We start from the raw sequence: 17,918 nt of genomic DNA, 5'->3' as shown, positions 1-17,918 counted from the left end.
TGCCTCACTCTTTATCTGCTGGTGATGAAGGGGAGAGGGAGGTCAACTTATGACCTTCAAAGCGCTTTGTCTGCAGGTCTGCTTCTGCATTTTCCTGAGATTTTTCGGCTTTTGGACGGCCGAACTTCCGGCGGTTTTCCGCAGCGGACTGGGCTTTGACGTCTCTGGCCTTTTGTTTGCGGGCCTGACGCAGGTTAACAACGGTCGCGCTCATACAATCACCCATTACATGACGTTGATGAGCCGACCGCTCTTATCTTGATCGGAAGGATCAGCTCTTCTTGCGGAAAGCATCCAGAGAAACAACCTGCGCACTTCCGTTGTCATCTTTGGAAGTCTCGTCAGAGTCAGTTTTCTCTTTTTCTTCCACAGAGTCTGAAGCTGTCTCTTCTGTTTCGGAAGCAGCTGCGTTAGCTTCTTCTTTTTCGTCCTGTTCGACAGCCGATTCCAGACGTGCATGGAACTCTTCCACAGAGTCCAGATCACGTTCCGCAATGCGGAATTCCGCAGGCAGTTCTTCACCGGTCTTGCCAGGCTCAAACTCAAGAGCAAACTGGACAGACGGGTCGAAGAAACCCTTGATTGCAGAGAACGGAACATACAAATGCTCCGGAACACCACCAAAGGACAAACCAACCTCGAAAGCGTGCTCAGTGATCTGCAGGTCCCAGAACTGGTGCTGCAGCACGATCGTCATTTCTTTCGGGTAACGTTCCCTTAAGCGGTTTGAAATCTTGACGCCAGGGGCCGTGGTTTCAAAGGCAATGTAAAAATGGTGCTCTCCGGGAAGTCCTGCCCGGTTGACCTCAACCAATATCTTTCGGACTGCGTTTCTCAACGCGTCCTGAATGATGATGTCATAGCGGATTAAATCTTCAGCCATGTCCGGCACCGCTCATCCTTTGCGTTCTTATTCGGCCTAACTATAGCGTAGAGGCGACAAAAAGGCCTGTCTTTTATTTCTATACCTTGAATAGGCATAGAATAAGGAAAGAGCCTTTTAACACTAAAGTGGAGGCTTCTGTTGCCAGGTGCCTCCGAACCCCGCCTGAAGGTGCTAACCAACGGGACTTAGTGGACTACCGGAACTGCATTACGCAGCTACAGCGTTGTCCATAGCGTAGTTGTCATTTGCAACTATCATTTTGGTCCGATAACGGTGGTACCATGCCGAGCAAAAACAAAGCCTTTACGCCCTCGTCGATCCTGTTTCGCCCCCCCGAAGACCGCTGGAGTACAACGGGCTTTGGTGGAGGCGCCGGGTACCGCCCCCGGGTCCGAATGGTTTATTGCGCTCGCAATTTATTGCCGTAGCCAGCGAACTGGCAGGGGGAATATAGGTGCACGCACTGGCAAATGGAAGGGCAAAAACTATCGGTTACTGTCGCAGGGCTAAGAGAACCTGTTGACAAAGCGGCATATTCACAGGCCAATTTGAACAAGTGGTGGTGTTGAAGATTTGTAAATGACGCTTTTGCTGGGATTTGCCTAAGGCGGAAGCACTCAAGCTATTTTCCCGGTCTTTTTATCGACGGAAGCTTGGGGTAAGACCCCGTATGCAAGATGGCACAGAGGCGATTTTCGGTAGATTGGCTATACTGTGCGCGACTCGAATCGTAAAACAGGAGATGATCCTTAGTGCAGCAATATCTAGAGCTGATGCGCCGTATCATGGATGAAGGTGTGGTCAAGGAAGATCGCACTGGTACAGGCACCAAGTCTGTCTTTGGTCATCAGATGCGGTTTGATCTGTCCAAGGGCTTTCCGGTTGTTACGACCAAGAAATTGCACCTGAGATCTATCATTTATGAGCTGCTCTGGTTTTTGGCGGGTGATACCAACATCAAGTACCTTAAAGACAATAAGGTGCGCATTTGGGATGAGTGGGCAGATGAGAATGGCGACCTGGGGCCAGTCTATGGTTATCAGTGGCGCTCCTGGCCTAAGCCTGATGGTGGCTCTATCGACCAGATTGCCAATGTGGTGCAGCAGATCAAAACGAACCCGGATAGCCGTCGGTTGATCGTTTCTGCCTGGAACCCTGCGCTTGTTGACGATATGGCGTTGCCGCCTTGTCATTCGCTGTTCCAGTTTTACGTGGCAAACGGCAAGCTTTCCTGTCAGCTCTACCAACGTTCTGCAGATGTGTTCCTGGGTGTTCCGTTCAACATCGCATCTTATGCATTGCTGACCATGATGATTGCACAGGTTTGCGATCTGGAAGCTGGTGATTTTGTTCATACGCTTGGTGATGCGCATCTCTACTCAAATCATATGGAGCAGGCTGAGCTTCAGCTTTCCAGAGAGCTGCGGGCCTTGCCTGTTATGCATATCAATCCAGGAGTGAAGGATATCTTCGGGTTCTGCTACGAGGATTTTGCTTTGGAAGGTTATGACCCGCATCCACACATCAAAGGTGTTGTTGCGGTCTAGTTGTCTTTGGTTTTTTTAAAGGAGTTCCCATGCGAACCCTTATTTGCGTTCCGGCGCGTATTGGATCAACCCGTTTCCCGCGCAAGCCGCTGCACCCAATCAGTGGCCGCAGCTTGCTGGAGCGTGTTGTACAAGTTGCTCGTGTTGCTGCGAAACAAACTGGTTCTGACTATGTGGTCGCGGTGGACCATGAAGAGGTTGCTGAGCATTGCCGCCATATCGGTGCGCCCTTCGTGATGACTGATCCGGAGCATCCATCGGGTACGGACCGGGCGCTTGCTGCCTCCAGAGTGCATGGCACGCATCCTGAGTTCGTTTTGAACCTGCAGGGTGATGCGCCGTTTACACCGCCTGAGCATGTTTCTGCGTTGATCCAGGCTGCTGCAATGCGCCCTGATGCGGATGTGTTCACGCCTGTTATTCGGCTGGACTGGAACGGGTTGGACGAGCTCCGTGAGCACAAGAAGGCTCATCCGTTTTCCGGCACAACTTGTGTGCGCAGGGATGATGGAACGGCTCTGTGGTTCTCCAAGAATATTCTTCCGGCCATTCGTAAAGAAGAGAAACTGCGGGAGAGCGACAAGCTTTCACCTGTCTTCCGCCATATCGGGCTTTATGGCTACCGTGTTGATGCTCTTGAGCGCTTCAATGAGCTTGGGCTTGGGTACTACGAGCAGATGGAAGGACTTGAGCAGCTTCGTTTTCTGGAAAACGGTATGGTTGTTCATGCGGAAGAAGTGCAGCCGCCTAAACTTTCCATGTCTGGTGTGGATACGCCAAGCGATGCGGAGCTTGCTGCACAATTGATTGCTAAATTTGGCGACCCGTTTGATCATTTGGAGACTGGCCTTTGACGCGCGTTTATATTCTTAGACACGGCAATACTTTTGATAAGGGTGATGTTGTCACTCGTGTTGGTGGCCGCACAGACTTGCCTCTCAGTGTTTCTGGTCTGGGTCAGGCTGAGAAGCTCTCTGAGCACTTTGCCGATCTGGGTGTGAGCTTTGATATGGCGTTTTGCTCTCCGCTGCAGAGAACGAAGCAAACAGCGCAGATTGCACTGAAAACGCAGGCTGAAGAGGTTGATTTGAAGGTTCTGCCGTTTTTGGTGGAGATCGATTACGGCCCGGATGAAAATAAACCTGAGGAAGAGGTTCTGGCCCGGATTGGTGATGAGGCTCTTCGTGCATGGGAAGAAGAAGGTGTGCCGCCGAATGGCTGGCACATTGACCCGCACGCTGTGATTGGACGCTGGCAGGAGTTCTTTGCATCTGCTCCCAAGAAGTTCCCAGGTCAGACCCTTCTTGTGGTGACCAGTAACGGGATTGCACGCTTTGCATTGAAAGCATTGGCTGATCAAGGTGCTGGTGCTGATTTGAAACTGAAGACAGCGGCCTATGGTGTGTTCGATGTTACAGACGAAGGCCTGCCGTTAATGCTTAGTTGGAATGTGAGGCCGTAGGTTCTTTCCTGCTGCCTGAACTGGTTTAGATGGGAGCTTGATGCTCTCATCAACTGAGTACGACTTGTCTCTTGCCGATTGAGGATAGGATGAAGCAAATTTCGATGATCTCAGCTGTGGCTGAAAATGGTGTGATTGGCGCAAACAATGACATGCCATGGTCTGTTTCTACCGATCTGAAGTTCTTTCGCAAAACGACAACAGGTAAGCCCGTGATCATGGGGCGGCGGACCTTTGAGAGTATTTGCACGACGCTTGGCAAGCCTCTTCCAAACCGCAAAAATGTCGTCATCACGCGTGATCCGAACTACGCTTATGAAGGTGTTGAAGTGGTCAGCAGTCTTGGTGATGCACTCACGCTCGCAAATGACATTGCTGAGAATGATGGCGTCGATGAGATTATGATTGTGGGTGGGGGGCAGATCTATAAAGAAGCTATGCCAAAGGCTTCCACTCTCTACATTACCCGTATTCATGCGCAGCCAGACGGTGACACGAAATTCCCGGATATCTATGAGGGCGAATGGGAGCTTGCTGAGCGCACGCCGTTTGATCGTGGGGAAAAGGACTCTGCTGATTCCTCACTGGAAATTTATCGTCGCAAGCTTTGATGCAGCCTGTTAGTTGTTGCGCGTTGATGACTTTGTTGTGAGGTCTGCGCGCAAAGCAAGGCGGTGAGCTGTATGGGCGTTGTGCGCGTTGTTTGTGCTTGGCAAACGGCCATGGAAACCTGAGCGGTCCATAATCAGCAGTGTGTTTGCCTCTACCTTTAAAGGTAGGAGAGGTGGCAAATCCAGCTCTTGCAGATCACTCAGCCCTGTGATGGGCTCATCGTCCTCTTCTTCCATCTCTGTATAGTCAAGATGGCGCTGGTACTCCCAGAAAATACGCTGTTCTGTCATGCGATGTGAGCCGGGGATGTAAAACATTGCGCCGTCTTCTGGTGTGATTTTTTCCAGAAAAAGCAATGCAATTGCGCCGGGCGAGAATGCATCGTGCTCAATTTCAAAAGGTGGTGTGTTGCTGCCTTCCGTTTCAAAGCGGAAGGACGGCGTGCATTGTGCCATTGCCTCGATATGGTACGCAGGCTTGGCTTTTCTGCCTGCTGCGAACTGTAGCGGCGGTGGAATAAGTTCGTCTGTGATGGCAGATTGCAAAAAGGGTTGCCTGAGAAGGTGTGTATAGTTCAACGGCAGTGTGAAGCTTTGTGCGTTATGCCAGTTGGAGAGAAGCCGCTTATTCCGATCTCTCTGCCCGACAAAATAGTCAAAGGCTTCAAACTTGAGCCTGCGAAAGAACTCCCGCGGCAACACATCATGTTTGATCCAGATGCCGTGGGTTTGCAAAGCCTGAGCGCAAGAGAGTGGCAGGGTTGAATACAATTTCGCCTGCTTTTCGATCTTCTGGCTATGAAGATCGGTCAGCTCGCTATGAAACCAATTGGGTATCGTTTCTTCGTCCCACTCCGATTGATGGGAGGACGAAGGCAGGAACCTGCGCTGCAAGCTGTTCATGAGGTGTTTTGGCTTTATTGCCCGCATTTGCATCCCCGCCGCTCTTCATTAACGAGAGGTTAAGGGGATCGGTGCTTTGGGTCTTTCCTTCTGTTTCTGCTTGTGAAATCTGCCTAAAGATTAGTTTCTGGCAGTAATTGGCTTGCAATTTGAACGCTGACCACCAAGATAAATAAGGGTTTGAGGCTTGCTTTTCGGGAGCGAGCCGCGGAATTTTTGAGGTGGAATGTCCCAGTTTCTTGAGCTTAAAGACTTCAACGAGTTCAACGTTGAACAGCTCTATGCTTTGCTAAAGTTACGTTGCGATGTGTTTATTGTTGAACAGCAGTGCGCATATCCAGATATTGATGGGCTCGATCCTGTCAGTAAACACATTCTCGTGATGAATGATGCCGGGCATATTCTTGGGGCGCTGCGAATCCTTCAGAAATACGACGATGGCGATGTGTTCAAGATTAGCCGTGTGTTGGTCTCAAAGGATGCGCGTGGGCAGGGTATTGCCGGTAAGTTGATGAATGCTGCGCTTTCTTATTGTGCAGCGACCAATGATGATGCGCGCGTGGAACTGCAGGCACAGGACTATCTGAAGGACTTCTATGGCGGGCTTGGCTTCTACGCCACTTCGGAGACTTATCTGGACGATGGTATTCCGCACATTGACATGCGTTTAAGGGTGCCGCCTGAAAGCTGAGGCTTGAAACTCTGCACGTTTCCGCTGTGTGTTGGCTTGGTTTACGTTTTGTTGAGCAAAACAGCAAGAATTTGCCTGATTGTGCCTCTAATTCTTACAGCTGAAATTTACAGATAGGCTCTTGTACGTCGGTTGAAACGTGCGAAAGAAGGCTTATCTTCTTGAATAATGTCTGGTTTCTGTGGGGTTTTGGTGTTTTTCCATAAAGTGCAGCCTTTTGGCGTATCTGCATTCGTTGAAAGGCGCTGGTAACTTGCCTATAACCCTAATCAAGTAATAGTTGGCTTAGTCTAACTCTCATCTATTTGTCGGTTTGTCCGGCAACATACCTAGTAAAGGGATCTCTCTATGCCTTGGAGCAATCAAAGCGGAGGTGGCGGCAATGACGGCGGCACTTGGGGGAACTCCGGCGGCAACAAGGGCGGTGGTGGCCCTTGGGGTGGCGGCGGTGGCCCACAGCGTGGCGGCGGAAACGGTGGCGGCGGTAATCCACCTGATTTTGAGGAAATCCTCAAACGTGGTCAGGATCAGCTGAAATCCGTTCTACCTGGTGATGGTGGCGGCCTTGGCTTTAAAGGCATCTTATTCGCTATTCTCGTTGCCGTTGTTATCTGGCTTGCTACCGGTATCTACCGCGTCGAACCAAGTGAAGTTGGTGTGGAACTGGTATTTGGTAAGGTCGTTGGACAAACTGATCCAGGTCTGAACTACAACTGGCCATATCCAGTTGGCGAAGTGCGCACTCCAGAAGTGCTGCGTGTTCGCGAATTGACTGTTGGTATGGAAGAGTTTGTTCGAGGCAGCTCCATCAACCAGCGTGATGTGCCTGAAGAGAGCCTGATGTTGACCGGCGATGAAAACATCGTTGACGTAGATTTCAAGGTTCAGTGGCGCATTCAGAATACTCCTACTGGTGTTCAGGAATTCCTGTTCAACATTCAAAACCCTGAAGGCACTGTGAAAGCTGTTGCTGAAAGTGCGATGCGTGAAGTTGTTGGCAGCTCTCGCATTGATTCAATTCTGACTGAAAACCGTGCCCCAATTCAGATCGCGGTGCAAAAACTGATGCAGGAAACTCTCGATAACTACAAAGCTGGTATCGAAGTCACTCAGGTTCAGATGCAGAAGGTTGACCCTCCTGCGCAGGTTATCGAAGCGTTCCGTGATGTTCAGGCAGCTCGTGCTGACCAAGAGCGTATCCAGAACGAAGCACAAGCTTACGCTAACAAGATCGTTCCTGAAGCTCGCGGTAATGCCGCTCGTGTTTCCGAAGCTGCTCAGGCGTATCGTGACAAGACCATTGCAAATGCAAATGGTCAGGCACAGCGATTCAGCAAGATTTATGAGGAGTATGCGAAGTCTCCTGATATTATTCGCCAACGCCTCTACCTTGAGACTATGGAAAATGTCTTGAGTAAAAATCCGAAAATTATCATCGATGGAAATGGTCAGCAAAATGGTGTTGTGCCTTATCTGCCGCTTGACCAGCTGAACAAACGTGCTGGAGGAAACAACTAATGAAAAGCGGTCTTCTTGGCATTGTTATAGCTGCTGTCGCTCTGGTTCTTTATTGGTCGGCTTACATCATTACCCCAACTGAGCAGGCTCTTGTTCTGCAGTTTGGTGAGGTGAAAACACAGGAAACTGAGCCAGGTTTGAAATTCAAGTTGCCTTGGCAGAACGTTATCGTTCTTGATAAACGCATCCTTGATCTCAACATGCCTCCTCTGGAAGCAATCGTTGCTGATAAGAAACGTCTGACTGTTGATGCGTTTGCTCGTTACCGCATCACCAATCCAGTGCGCTTCTACCAGTCTGTGAACAACGTAAATGAAGGTGCACGTCGTCTTGCGACGTTCCTGCAGTCTTCTCTACGTTCTGAACTGGCAAAAGCAACCTTCGTGCAAGTGGTGCGTGATGATCGTTCCGATCTGATGGAAAAGATCCGTCAGGACGTGGACAAGAGCGCTGCTGCGATCGGTATTGATGTGATTGACGTGAAGATCCGTCGTGCTGATCTGCCAGAGGCGAACTCTCAGGCGATTTTCCGTCGTATGCAGACTGAGCGTCAGCGTGAAGCGACTGAAATCCGCGCACAGGGTGAAGAACAGTCTCGTCGTATTAAGTCTCGTGCTGATCGCGATGCAACCGTTCTTGTTGCTGAAGCACAGCGTGATGCTGATATCATCCGTGGTGATGGTGATGCGGCTGCCAACCAAATCTTCGCAGAGGCTTATGGCAAAGACCCAAGCTTCTTCCAGTTCTATCGTTCCATGCAGGCATATACCAATGCTCTGGAAGGTGGCGATACGTCTCTGGTGCTGTCTCCTGACTCAGACTTCTTCCGCTACTTCAATGATCCAAGTGGAACGCGGAGTGCTCCGGCGGTTGGTGCACCACAGTAATGAATGATTTTATTGTGGCTCTGGGACTTGTCCTCGTTGTTGAGGGAGTTGTTTATGCTCTAGCCCCAGGCCATTTGAAGGAATTCATGCGGAAAGCTCAGGATATTCCTGATCAGTCTCTCCGCCTTGGTGGTGTTGCTGCGATGGGGCTGGGTGTGTTGATTGTTTGGTTGGTGCGTTCCCTCAGTGGCTAGACGCAGATTTGCCAATGATACAACTGCGAGAAATCAGCCTGACGCAGTTAAGAAATAAATGTTAGTTTTGCCCGCGCTTTATTAACCAAGCGCGGGCATATTTGTTTTCAGTATGCGTTCTGGTGAAGTGTTTGCGTTCACCTGATAATTTGAGGAGATGGCTTATGGCCGGTGTTTTCCCTCGCCTTGAGCTTGGACGATCAATCAAGGCAATTGTTTTTGCATGTATACTTGGAACTGCAGCAGTGGCCGGCAGCTTCGATAGTGCTCGTGCAAGCGGCCCAGAATCTCTGGCAGACCTTGCTGAAGAGCTTGGTGATGCTGTGGTCAACATTTCTACTGCGCAAAGAGTGAAAGCCAAGCGATCTCTTCAACTGCCGGATGTCCCCGAGGGTTCTCCTTTTCAGGAATTTTTCGAAGAATTTTTCAATGGGCAGGAACCTGAGGGTGAAAGCCCGCAGCGTGTTCAATCGCTTGGTTCAGGTTTTGTCATTGACGGTGAAAAAGGCATTATCGTTACCAACAACCATGTGATTGAAGGTGCGGATGAGATTACCGTTAACTTTAATGACGGGACCAAACTGTCAGCACAGTTGCTTGGTTCTGACGAGAAGACGGACCTTGCTGTTTTGAAGGTTGAGCCTCAGTCGACCTTGGACTCTGTGAAGTTTGGTAGCTCTGAAGTGCTGCGTGTTGGTGACTGGGTGATGGCGATCGGTAACCCGTTCGGTCTTGGTGGTACAGTTACAGCGGGTATCGTTTCTGCACGGAACCGCGATATCAACTCCGGTCCTTATGACAATTTTATTCAGACTGATGCTGCCATCAACCGAGGCAACTCGGGTGGACCACTGTTCAACATGGATGGCGAAGTTGTCGGGATCAATACTGTTATTTTCTCGCCTTCTGGTGGATCTATCGGCATTGGCTTTGCCATTCCGGCAGAGACTGCAACCCGTGTGATTGCGCAGCTACGTGAGTTTGGTGAAACCCGTCGCGGCTGGCTTGGTGTGCGTATTCAGCATGTCACTGAAGAGATCGCTGAGAGTCTCGGTATGGAAAGTGCGCGTGGTGCTTTGATTGCTGGTGTAACTGAGGGTGGACCTGCACAGGAAGCTGACATCATGCCAGGTGATGTTGTGCTGAGCTTTGATGGTCGGAGTGTTCCTGAAATGCGCGATCTGCCGCGCATGGTTGCTACGACAACGATTGGCAGTACTGTTCCGCTCATGGTTTTGCGCCGTGGTGAAGAAGTCGAGCTTGAAGTCACGCTCGGACGTCTTGATGAGGTGGCTGAAATTGAAAAGGTTGAGGAAGAGCAGGAAAGTCCAAAGAGCAAAGCGGATGAAACCGTTGTGCTTGGATTGTCTCTGGCCAAAATCGATGAACCTTTGCGTGAACGTTTTGCCCTGTCAGACGAAATCGAAGGCGTTGTGATTACCCGCGTTGCTGAAGGCAGTTCTGCTGAAGACAAACGGGTTCGCGCTGGTGATGTGATTGTTGAGGTGGCTCAGGAGCCTGTTGCCGCGCCAAAAGACGTGGTTGATATGATTGAAGCTCTTAAGGCTGATAAACGTCGCTCTGCGTTGCTGTTGCTTTCCAACGGTTCTGGGGAACTGCGGTTTGTTGCAGTTCGTATCGAAGACTAGTCCGTTTTTATCAGACATGAAAAAAGCCGCTTCCAGATTGGAGGCGGCTTTTTTATTTGAAGGCAAGGAAACTTAGGTCTTTGCAAATTCGTCGTGGCTGTAACCTTGAATGTAGAGCAGGGCCGTCAGGTCGCCGTAGTTGATCTTAGCGCGAGCTTCCGCGGCCACTTTGGGCTTTGCGTGGAAGGCAACGCCCAGACCAGCAGCGCAGATCATGGCCAGATCATTGGCGCCATCACCCACTGCGATGACGTCTTCCAGTGCGATGTTCTTCTCCTCAGTAAGCTTGTTGAGGCGGTCTAGTTTCGCCTGTTTGCCAAGGATCGGTTCAGCAACTTCACCTGAGAGCTTGGATTCCGCTTCCAGAAGGATATTGGCCCTGTTTTCATCGAAGCCGATGACTTCGGCAATCTTCTGCGTGAACGAGGTAAAACCACCAGATACCAGTGCGGCATACCCGCCATTGGCTTTCATGGTCTGCACGAGTTCTTGTCCGCCAGGTGTCAACGTAATGCGGTTTTTGATAGTCTTGCCGATGACTTCTGTGCCCAGGCCTTTAAGCAGGGCAACGCGCTGTCGCAGAGCAGGTTCAAACTCAATTTCGCCGCGCATGGCGCTCTCGGTGATCTCGGAGATTTTCTCTTTCAATCCCAGTTCCGCTGCAAGCTCATCAATGCACTCCTGCTGGATCATGGTGGAATCCATATCTGCGATCAGGAGTTTCTTTCTACGGCCATTCTGGGGTTGAATGAAAACATCAACTGGTGCATTTGCAAGGTTTGTGCGAATAGAGCTTTCGAGTTCTTCAGGTTCTGCGTGACCCTCAATTGTCAGGTCTACAGCGATGTGAGGGTTGAGAACCTTAACCTGAGGAGCCGCGGGAAGAAGGGCACTGACCTTCTCAACGATATCCTCAGTGACAGCAGGTTTGGCTGGATTGGAAATGAGCGTGACAACAAACGACATAAGCAGCTCTCGGACTGGGCAAGTGAATGGCGCTGGTAAAAGGCCTGTTGCGGTGTTGATAGCCGGACCGACGGCCAGCGGCAAGACAGCTCTTTCCATTCAACTGGCAAAAGAGCTTAATGCGTGGGTTGTTAATGCAGATTCCATGCAAATCTATTCTGATCTGCACATTTTGAGCGCGCGTCCAAGCGTGGAAGAAGAATCGCAGGCACCGCACCACCTGTTCGGCCATGTGCCCAGTGACCAACCTTACAGCGTGATGAACTGGCTGACGGAGTTTGAAGAACTGTTGTCGGATGCCCGACAATCAGGGCGCCCGCTGGTTGTTGTTGGTGGGACTGGTCTTTACTTCAGGTCCGCGCTGGAGGGACTATCCCTGATGCCCGACATTCCTGAGGATGTGCGACAGCATTGGAGGGTGTTCTCACAGGATGCAGCTGCTGGGGTGCTACATAACGCTCTGGGAGAGCGGGATCAGATTATGTCTGATCGTTTGCATCCATCAGACACGCAGCGCATTGTACGCGCTCTGGAGGTTGTTGAGGGGACGGGTAAGTCTCTATCAGTCTGGCAGAATGAGCGTAGCACTCCTTTGCTGAGTACCGATGAATCTGTGAGAGTGGTGTTGTCGCCAGATCGCAAAGTTCTGCATGATCGGATTCATCGCCGGTTTGATTTGATGGTGGAGCAGGGAGCGGTTGAGGAAGCGTGCGCGCTTTGGGCCAAGGGCCTTGATCCAAACCTGCAAGTGATGAAGGCGATTGGCGTGAAGCAGCTTGCTGAAGCCGCTCAGGGGCTCACCAGCATGGACTGCGCAGTTGAGAAAGCTAAGACTGAAACACGCCGCTATGCAAAGCGACAATCCACGTTCTTCAGGGGACAACTTTCGACCTGGCAGAATATTGACCCGCTCAAGACCAGCGAAACTGAAGCTTTTGTTGAAACTGTGAAGACTGCATTCTCCCATGGATCTTAATGCTGGCTTTTATTGATTGGCGAAAATCCCTGTTAAAATTGGCAGATAGATAGTTTTACGGATGAATTTCTGAGTGACATCTTTCTACGGTTTCTTTAAAGAGAGGCGCACGTTTGGCAGAGGCCGCCAAACAAGCCATACTATATTCCGAGAAATTTAATTTGCGGCGGAGCTGAGGCTCCTTAGAGCTCTGGTCGGTGTGAGTATACTCCACCGACCAGTACTAATTTTAAGTGATTGTGATGAGTTGTATAAGACTAGGTTTACCTTAAGTCATTGTGCGACTCGCATAATTGGCGTTATCCGGCAAATCTGTGGTATCTAAAGATCGTAATTTTGCCTTATTAAATGTTATCTGCATACTTTCTTCGAGAAAATCCTACTGAATTTCAAAGGATTGCATGTAGCAGGACTTCTGACGCTTTTTAGACATAATGAAGTGCCATCAAGCATTCGGCTTTGAATTTTGATGGTATTTAAAAGCATATTGCATGCATTAAGGCGGTTGTAATCTGTGGGAGAACTCTCCAGATGTGACCTGAGGCTGTTGGTCTTACGTGGCTGGTTTTTCTGGCTGGCTGGCGTGTGATTATAATGGAGGAAGCAAGCGTGACACTCCCAATCCTGGAAACGAAACGGCTGCGGGCACGACCTTTTACCTCTGATGATCTGGCAGATCTTGTAAGCCTTCATAGCAATCCAGAGGTCAATCGTTACTTACAGCCCACTAATGTGGCCTGGGATGTTTCGATCGTGAAAAAACGGTTGGCAAGCTTTATTGAGACTCAGGAACTGATGGGTTTCAGTCAATGGCATCTGTCGACGCATGAGGGTGAGTTCGTTGGCCGTGCTGGTTTCTCTCTTTACGAGAAAACCGCCGAAGTCGAGATGGACTACACTTTGTTAGAGCACTTCTGGAACAAACGTTTTGGCAGTGAGATTGCACAGGCGCTGGTGGAGTGGTTCTTCGAGAACACTTATTATTCTCACCTTTTAGCCTTCGCTCATCCAGAAAATCATGCTTCCAAGAAAGTCATGAAGCGTGCAGGTTTTGAGTTTCGTGAGACGCGTCTGGTTGATGGGTTGCCCTGCGAATTTTATCAGGTGCTTAGCCCAAGCTGTCAGAAGCTTGCTGTTCCAGCCTGAACTGGCACAAAAAAAGCGCGGGGCTTTCGACCCGCGCTCTTTCCATGAAAATTGAATGACTTAAACGGTGATCGCGTCTTCCACGTTGACCTGACGCTGACGGCGGATTGTCAGTTTGTTCAGTGCAGAGACGTAGGCGCGGGCAGAGGCGACCAGAGTATCTGTGTCAGCACCTTTGCCGGTTGCGATCTTGCCATTGTCTTCCAGACGAACGGAAACTTCAGCCTGAGCATCGGTGCCTTCTGTCACTGCATGTACCTGATAGAGGGACATGTTTGCGTCATGCGGCCAAATCGCCTTAATCGCGTTGAAGGTTGCATCAACCGGGCCGTCGCCTGTGGCTTCACGGGTTTCGTGCTTGCCGTTGACGTCCATGGTCAAGATGGCTTTTTGAGGTCCACCAGTACCAGCAATCACTGTCAGAGCGATAACCTTGACGTTCTCGCTTTCAATTGTGATCTGGTCTTCCACCAGCGCTTCAATGTCTTCGTCGTAAACGTTTTTCTTGCGATCTGCCAAGTCCTTAAAGCGGCGGAAGGCTTCCTGCAAAGCGTTGTCGCCCAACTCATAACCCAGCTCAGACAGCTTGTCTTTGAAGGCATGACGGCCAGAGTGCTTGCCCATAACCAAAGAGGTCGCACGAACTCCAACATCTTCCGGACGCATGATTTCGTAAGTTTCTGCGTGCTTCAGCATGCCATCCTGGTGAATACCGCTTTCGTGGGCAAATGCGTTTTTACCGACGATTGCTTTGTTGTACTGGACGGGGAAGGAGGACACTGCAGAGACTAGCTTAGATGCGCGGGTCAGATAGGCTGGATCGATGGTGCATTCATATGGCAGTACGTCGCCACGTGTGCGCAGGGCCATGACGATTTCTTCCAGCGCGGCGTTGCCAGCGCGCTCGCCCAGACCGTTGATGGTACACTCGATCTGACGTGCACCGCCTGCGACACCAGCCAGAGAGTTTGCTGCAGCCAAGCCCAAGTCGTTGTGACAATGCGCTGAGAATATTGCCTTATCAGAGTTCGGTACATTCGCAATGACCTGCTCGAACATGGCTTGATACTCAGCAGGCGTTGCGTAACCAACGGTATCCGGCAGGTTGATGGTTGTTGCACCAGCGTTGATGGCGGCTTCAACACAGCGGCTCAGGTACTCGATGGATGTTCGGGTGGCGTCCATTGCGGACCACTCGATGTCATCGATCAGGTTGCGTGCCTGTTTCACCGTTTTGGTGATGATCTCCAGAACCTGCTCTTCTGTTTTGTTCATCTGGAATTGCAGATGGATTGGAGAGGTGGAGACGAATGTATGGATACGGCCTTGATTTGCCTGCTTAATTGCTTCGCCAGCGCGGTCAATATCCGCTGGGATTGCACGGGCCAGGCCTGCGATTACGGAGTTTTTTGAGCGTTTGGCGATTTCGCTGACCGCTTCAAAGTCACCCTGAGAGGCAATTGGAAAGCCTGCTTCAATGATGTTAACGCCCATTGTGTCAAGTAATTCAGCGACTTGCAGTTTTTCTTCCAAGGTCATGGACGCGCCGGGAGATTGTTCTCCGTCGCGCAGAGTGGTGTCGAAAATAACTACTTGGTCTTTAGCGGATGCGGTCATTGGTGATGCCTTCAACTTTGCCCCGACACCTTGTGTGTCCTGAATAGCGCCTGGGGATTTTTCTTCATTCTCAGATATTTAAGAGTGATCCCCTAAGTGCCCGCCCAGATACGGGGCCGCCGACGCCTAGGGGCATCTAAGTAGAAGGAGCGCGCGTAGGAAGAGGCCGCCATGCTGGCGCATGGTGCTGTTTTCATTCAGATTGTCGCGGTTCGCGATCATTATCTGTCAGCTGCCTTTTCGTCGCTATGGCTTGGAATCAAAGTTTTCCAACTACTTACGTGTCGGATACTTGTTTGAAGTTACAAGCCAAATCTTCTTGTAGCGTTACCGAGTAAGTCTCGTTTTTGCCTAATCTGTAATTTTCCTAGCGGATATGCGGATTAAACGCAAGAATTTTACTCAAAACAGGGCTCTGATTACTCAAAAGTATATGCAGCTCACGCTGAGATAATCTCAATTGGCTCACAGAGCAGTCCCAATATGCGGGAGAAGTGGAGGAGGAAAAGTGCTCTCCTCCAGTGTTCTCGCTCAGAGGAGCAGTTCGCCGCGGGCGAGGATAACTGCCTGCCCGCCAATGCGATGGGCGTGAATGGCGCCAGACCGCATCTCCATTTCTAGTGAGATGGAGGAGGGGCGTCCCATCTTGAAGCCTTGCTCAATGAGATATTTGTGTGTGCCGTCCAATGGCTGGTCGAACTCTGCAATGGACCCTGCAAAGGCGGCGACTGCTGAGCCTGTTGCTGCATCTTCGCGTGGCAGGCCGTTTTCCAGATAGACCATGCGAGCGTGGAATGCGCTGTCTACATGGATGGTCTGGCGGCAGTATGCAAAGGCGTTGTTGTGCGCGATGGTGCCGAATGCTTCTTCCCAGTATTTATGAACTGGTTGGATGCGGTTGATGGCGTCCATATCTGCAACCGGGACAAACGCAAATGGCAGGCCGGCTTCCCAAGCTTTGGGCTTGTGGTTTTCGAATGTGATTTCATTTGGTTCCAGAGACAGAGCTGCAGCAATCACATCTTTTTCGCCAAGCTCCTGAGCTGGCTTCGGCAGTCTTGGTACATCAAACTCAGCGGAGGTGGCCTTGCCTTTTTGCAGGGCGACAGCACAGCGTACCAACCCGACTTTTTCTTCCAGCAGCACCAATGCATCCATATCGTTATCCGGCGCGCCGAAGCGATTTTCGGCCATCAAAACGGCGGTGCCCACGGTTGGGTGGCCTGCAAATGGCAGTTCCATGGACGGGGTGAAGATGCGGATGGAGGCGTTATGAGCGATATTGTCTGGTGGCAGAACGAAGACGGTCTCGGAAAGGTTAAATTCGCAGGCGATCTGCTGCATCTGAGCGTCTGACAATCCCTTTGCATCCAGCACAACTGCAAGCGGATTACCTGCCAGCGCTTTATCAGTGAAAACGTCTAGCAGGGCATAAGGTCTGGCCATTTTAAAAGTCCAATTATCTCAGTTTGGTGTTGAGCTCGTGGTCTTGCATCACGGGCTCAACTTACGAAAAAGATTTGCTTGAGCGCCACTCAAGATTGTTTTGACGCCAAATACAAGTCTGCAAATGAAGATAGCTCGTTAATTTAACAGATGTGCGGTGAGCGCCAAGGCATATGGGGGGACGCTGTAGTCCTTAAGATCCGCAAGGGATTTTACGATAACTGCTTCTTCCAACTCAGGGTTTTTCTGGTTTGCGTTGAAATGTGCAATTTTTGAAAGGATTTCGTCTGAGGTGAGTTGCAATGTTAAAATACGCGCGATTGCGAGGCGTGGCCCATCTTCGATTGCGAAGACGTCCCCCAACTCTCCCTGATCCAATGTGAGGCCTGTTTCTTCTTCCAGCTCGCGGGCGATGGAGCCGAAGATATCCACCATTCCGGAGGGCGTGATATCGTTGAGATCAAGATTGCCACCGGGTGGATAGACCTGACCGGCGGTTGCCGTGTTTCCTGCCATTTTGCCAAATACGAGATGGCCCTGACTGGAACGGAGGACTGCGCAGCCAAACAGGTTTTTGGCGCTTCTGTCAGGAAAGCCCCAGTCGCGCCATGCGAGGAACTCGGAGTAGTTGATTTCTACCAGATCACCGGAAAATTGCTTCTGGTCCAAGGAGTATTGGTACAATGACAGAACCTTACCATCCCAAAGATCCGGGTTATCGGAAATCAATGTCTGCCAGTTTTCCTTGATAGCCTCACTGTTATTGGTGGCGAAATCCCAGCAATCGGAGGTGTTAAGGTTCAAACTGACATCTGCGATCTCATGGATTTGCGGGGTGAGATCTTTTTGCATGTGTTCGATCGGGCCAGCCCCTTTGAAAGCACTCGGTCTGTTGCTTGTGCTGTGATAGCCGTGGTGCTGATAAAAGGGAGCTGCGTTTGCATCTGATTCAAGGCGCATGCGGGTGCATTGCATGCGTTTGGCTGCTTCTTCAGCCCCTTCCAACAACCAGGCTCCGTGGCCTTTGCCGTGTGCTTCGGGCAACACAAACAGACAATCCAGCAGAGCGGTTTCTGCATTTTCCCTGGTGATGCGCGCAAAACCAAGTGGTCGTTCGTGATCGGTGATGACAAGGATTGGATCTGCCTCGATCATTTCCGGGGTGATTTTCCAATGGTCCCGAAACTCCTGCATGTCCTGCGGATCGTATCCCCAGTGACCTTTAGCAGCGTGCATAATATCTGTAAGGGCAATGGCTTGGCTTTTTGCGGCGAGCCGCATCTGGCAATGCATTCTTCTTAATTCTCCAAATTCAACCAGCACCGTTTGTGCTTAAGCCCGAGGAAGTTGAGGCCAAAGATTTGCCAGTCTTCTTTTCGGTCTAGTTGAAACAACCAGCCAATAGTGGCCCAAAAGAGG

General features: G+C 50.6%; 18 protein-coding genes and 1 other RNA gene. 11 read left to right on the top strand and 8 right to left on the bottom strand.

Features of this window, described 5'->3' with window-relative positions; translation table 11 throughout:
* Nucleotides 1-4: 4 nt before the first annotated feature.
* From PsAD13_RS21830 to ssrA, 3 genes are all read right to left on the bottom strand, one after another.
* Entirely contained in the window at nucleotides 5-214 is a 210-nt protein-coding gene (locus PsAD13_RS21830) for a DUF4169 family protein (RefSeq protein ID WP_063319616.1), read from the bottom strand.
* A 57-nt stretch (nucleotides 215-271) separates the two neighbouring features.
* Nucleotides 272-883, bottom strand: coding sequence for a ClpXP protease specificity-enhancing factor SspB (locus PsAD13_RS21825; RefSeq protein ID WP_063289921.1), 612 nt, complete (start codon nucleotides 881-883; stop codon nucleotides 272-274).
* Nucleotides 884-1,010: 127 nt separating this feature from the next.
* Nucleotides 1,011-1,366: a transfer-messenger RNA gene (gene ssrA / locus PsAD13_RS21820) on the bottom strand.
* Between the two features lie 272 nt (nucleotides 1,367-1,638).
* Between ssrA and PsAD13_RS21815 the strand changes: the two genes are divergently transcribed.
* The 4 genes from PsAD13_RS21815 to PsAD13_RS21800 all read left to right on the top strand — a co-directional run bounded on the left by PsAD13_RS21815 (nucleotide 1,639) and on the right by PsAD13_RS21800 (nucleotide 4,506).
* On the top strand, nucleotides 1,639-2,433 hold the full coding sequence (locus PsAD13_RS21815) for a thymidylate synthase (protein WP_063289920.1): 795 nt from the start codon (nucleotides 1,639-1,641) through the stop codon (nucleotides 2,431-2,433).
* A gap of 29 nt (nucleotides 2,434-2,462) precedes the next feature.
* Complete coding sequence (locus tag PsAD13_RS21810; protein ID WP_063289919.1) at nucleotides 2,463-3,287, top strand: manno-octulosonate cytidylyltransferase; 825 nt, start codon at nucleotides 2,463-2,465, stop codon at nucleotides 3,285-3,287.
* Nucleotides 3,284-3,895, top strand: coding sequence for a histidine phosphatase family protein (locus PsAD13_RS21805; protein ID WP_063319462.1), 612 nt, complete (start codon nucleotides 3,284-3,286; stop codon nucleotides 3,893-3,895). The genes PsAD13_RS21810 and PsAD13_RS21805 overlap by 4 nt, the downstream gene beginning before the upstream one ends.
* An 89-nt stretch (nucleotides 3,896-3,984) precedes the next feature.
* Nucleotides 3,985-4,506 (top strand): dihydrofolate reductase, encoded by a 522-nt coding sequence (locus tag PsAD13_RS21800; protein WP_057465752.1) that lies wholly within the window; start codon nucleotides 3,985-3,987, stop codon nucleotides 4,504-4,506.
* A 9-nt stretch (nucleotides 4,507-4,515) separates the two neighbouring features.
* Here PsAD13_RS21800 and PsAD13_RS21795 read toward each other — a convergent pair whose 3' ends face one another.
* Nucleotides 4,516-5,436 (bottom strand): phytanoyl-CoA dioxygenase family protein, encoded by a 921-nt coding sequence (locus PsAD13_RS21795; protein WP_208986866.1) that lies wholly within the window; start codon nucleotides 5,434-5,436, stop codon nucleotides 4,516-4,518.
* A gap of 199 nt (nucleotides 5,437-5,635) precedes the next feature.
* Between PsAD13_RS21795 and PsAD13_RS21790 the strand changes: the two genes are divergently transcribed.
* From PsAD13_RS21790 to PsAD13_RS21770, 5 genes are all read left to right on the top strand, one after another.
* Nucleotides 5,636-6,100, top strand: coding sequence for a GNAT family N-acetyltransferase (locus PsAD13_RS21790; RefSeq protein ID WP_063289916.1), 465 nt, complete (start codon nucleotides 5,636-5,638; stop codon nucleotides 6,098-6,100).
* A gap of 348 nt (nucleotides 6,101-6,448) precedes the next feature.
* Nucleotides 6,449-7,618 (top strand): FtsH protease activity modulator HflK, encoded by a 1,170-nt coding sequence (gene hflK / locus PsAD13_RS21785; RefSeq protein ID WP_063319461.1) that lies wholly within the window; start codon nucleotides 6,449-6,451, stop codon nucleotides 7,616-7,618.
* Nucleotides 7,618-8,505 carry a protease modulator HflC gene (hflC, locus tag PsAD13_RS21780; RefSeq protein ID WP_063319460.1) on the top strand — a complete coding sequence of 296 codons (888 nt, stop codon included), beginning with the start codon at nucleotides 7,618-7,620 and terminating at the stop codon, nucleotides 8,503-8,505. Before hflK ends, hflC begins: the two co-directional genes overlap by 1 nt.
* Nucleotides 8,505-8,699, top strand: coding sequence for a DUF2065 domain-containing protein (locus PsAD13_RS21775; RefSeq protein WP_063289914.1), 195 nt, complete (start codon nucleotides 8,505-8,507; stop codon nucleotides 8,697-8,699). The genes hflC and PsAD13_RS21775 overlap by 1 nt, the downstream gene beginning before the upstream one ends.
* Nucleotides 8,700-8,863: 164 nt before the next feature.
* A complete protein-coding gene (locus tag PsAD13_RS21770) occupies nucleotides 8,864-10,348 on the top strand; it encodes a DegQ family serine endoprotease (protein ID WP_063319459.1) in 1,485 nt (494 codons plus the stop codon).
* A 72-nt stretch (nucleotides 10,349-10,420) separates the two neighbouring features.
* On the opposite strand, the gene serB is transcribed toward PsAD13_RS21770, so the two are convergent.
* Complete coding sequence (gene serB, locus PsAD13_RS21765) at nucleotides 10,421-11,314, bottom strand: phosphoserine phosphatase SerB (protein WP_063319458.1); 894 nt, start codon at nucleotides 11,312-11,314, stop codon at nucleotides 10,421-10,423.
* On the opposite strand from serB, the gene miaA reads away from it, so the two are divergent.
* Nucleotides 11,298-12,290: a tRNA (adenosine(37)-N6)-dimethylallyltransferase MiaA gene (miaA, locus tag PsAD13_RS21760; protein ID WP_343228961.1), complete on the top strand. Its 993-nt coding sequence runs from the start codon at nucleotides 11,298-11,300 to the stop codon at nucleotides 12,288-12,290. The genes serB and miaA overlap by 17 nt on opposite strands.
* 609 nt (nucleotides 12,291-12,899) lie before the next feature.
* Nucleotides 12,900-13,436 carry a GNAT family N-acetyltransferase gene (locus PsAD13_RS21755; protein WP_208980682.1) on the top strand — a complete coding sequence of 179 codons (537 nt, stop codon included), beginning with the start codon at nucleotides 12,900-12,902 and terminating at the stop codon, nucleotides 13,434-13,436.
* Nucleotides 13,437-13,496: 60 nt separating this feature from the next.
* On the opposite strand, the gene PsAD13_RS21750 is transcribed toward PsAD13_RS21755, so the two are convergent.
* The 3 genes from PsAD13_RS21750 to PsAD13_RS21740 form a co-directional block, all read right to left on the bottom strand.
* Nucleotides 13,497-15,053 (bottom strand): 2-isopropylmalate synthase, encoded by a 1,557-nt coding sequence (locus PsAD13_RS21750; RefSeq protein WP_063289910.1) that lies wholly within the window; start codon nucleotides 15,051-15,053, stop codon nucleotides 13,497-13,499.
* Between the two features lie 531 nt (nucleotides 15,054-15,584).
* Nucleotides 15,585-16,499, bottom strand: a complete 915-nt coding sequence (locus tag PsAD13_RS21745) for a PhzF family phenazine biosynthesis protein (RefSeq protein ID WP_063319457.1) — start codon at nucleotides 16,497-16,499, stop codon at nucleotides 15,585-15,587.
* Between the two features lie 138 nt (nucleotides 16,500-16,637).
* Complete coding sequence (locus PsAD13_RS21740; protein WP_208986865.1) at nucleotides 16,638-17,792, bottom strand: GNAT family N-acetyltransferase; 1,155 nt, start codon at nucleotides 17,790-17,792, stop codon at nucleotides 16,638-16,640.
* Nucleotides 17,793-17,918: the final 126 nt, after the last annotated feature.

Origin of the sequence: Pseudovibrio sp. Ad13, from assembly GCF_001623225.1 — a bacterium.
Taxonomy (GTDB): domain Bacteria; phylum Pseudomonadota; class Alphaproteobacteria; order Rhizobiales; family Stappiaceae; genus Pseudovibrio.
This window is presented reverse-complemented; position numbering and strand designations above follow the sequence as displayed.

Excerpts from the sequence above, each read along its gene's own strand:
- PsAD13_RS21770 (WP_063319459.1), top strand. The coding sequence starts at position 8,864 with ATGGCCGGTGTTTTCCCTCGCCTTGAGCTTGGACGATCAATCAAGGCA.
- hflC (WP_063319460.1), top strand. The coding sequence starts at position 7,618 with ATGAAAAGCGGTCTTCTTGGCATTGTTATAGCTGCTGTCGCTCTGGTT.
- PsAD13_RS21810 (WP_063289919.1), top strand. The coding sequence starts at position 2,463 with ATGCGAACCCTTATTTGCGTTCCGGCGCGTATTGGATCAACCCGTTTC.
- serB (WP_063319458.1), bottom strand. The coding sequence starts at position 11,314 with ATGTCGTTTGTTGTCACGCTCATTTCCAATCCAGCCAAACCTGCTGTC.
- PsAD13_RS21795 (WP_208986866.1), bottom strand. The coding sequence starts at position 5,436 with ATGCGGGCAATAAAGCCAAAACACCTCATGAACAGCTTGCAGCGCAGG.
- PsAD13_RS21750 (WP_063289910.1), bottom strand. The coding sequence starts at position 15,053 with ATGACCGCATCCGCTAAAGACCAAGTAGTTATTTTCGACACCACTCTG.
- PsAD13_RS21740 (WP_208986865.1), bottom strand. The coding sequence starts at position 17,792 with ATGCATTGCCAGATGCGGCTCGCCGCAAAAAGCCAAGCCATTGCCCTT.
- PsAD13_RS21830 (WP_063319616.1), bottom strand. The coding sequence starts at position 214 with ATGAGCGCGACCGTTGTTAACCTGCGTCAGGCCCGCAAACAAAAGGCC.
- hflK (WP_063319461.1), top strand. The coding sequence starts at position 6,449 with ATGCCTTGGAGCAATCAAAGCGGAGGTGGCGGCAATGACGGCGGCACT.
- PsAD13_RS21745 (WP_063319457.1), bottom strand. The coding sequence starts at position 16,499 with ATGGCCAGACCTTATGCCCTGCTAGACGTTTTCACTGATAAAGCGCTG.
- PsAD13_RS21790 (WP_063289916.1), top strand. The coding sequence starts at position 5,636 with ATGTCCCAGTTTCTTGAGCTTAAAGACTTCAACGAGTTCAACGTTGAA.
- PsAD13_RS21775 (WP_063289914.1), top strand. The coding sequence starts at position 8,505 with ATGAATGATTTTATTGTGGCTCTGGGACTTGTCCTCGTTGTTGAGGGA.
- PsAD13_RS21800 (WP_057465752.1), top strand. The coding sequence starts at position 3,985 with ATGAAGCAAATTTCGATGATCTCAGCTGTGGCTGAAAATGGTGTGATT.
- PsAD13_RS21825 (WP_063289921.1), bottom strand. The coding sequence starts at position 883 with ATGGCTGAAGATTTAATCCGCTATGACATCATCATTCAGGACGCGTTG.